The 246-nt window shown below is 60.6% G+C and carries 1 protein-coding gene; it reads right to left on the bottom strand.

The window, feature by feature from the left end; all coding sequences use genetic code 11:
- Positions 1–246 (bottom strand): integrase core domain-containing protein (locus JNB85_RS30500; protein WP_220338129.1); only part of this gene is annotated, 246 nt, incomplete at both ends.

Below are 246 nucleotides of genomic sequence, written 5' to 3'. Positions count from 1 at the left end.
ATTCGCTGACGAAAGCATCGAAGCGGGCCTGCTGCTGGAGGATGTTTTTGCCGGATGGTCTGGTCGCCTCTTTCTTCAGCGTCAGGTGCATGCGCTCATGCCGGCCGTTTTGTTGGGGACGGCCCGGCCTGATGCGCTCCAGCGTGATCCCGAGCCTCAGCCACCACACCGACAGTTTAGACAGATTGTAGAGCCCGTTTGGGCTGGCGAAAGGCAAGCCGTTGTCGCTTCTGATGGCGGCTGGCA

Origin of the sequence: Rhizobium mesosinicum (assembly GCF_019511345.1) — a bacterium.
Taxonomy (GTDB): Bacteria; Pseudomonadota; Alphaproteobacteria; order Rhizobiales; family Rhizobiaceae; genus Rhizobium; species Rhizobium mesosinicum.
The sequence above is the reverse complement of the archived record's forward strand: the minus strand, read 5'-3'. Positions and strand labels throughout refer to the sequence as shown.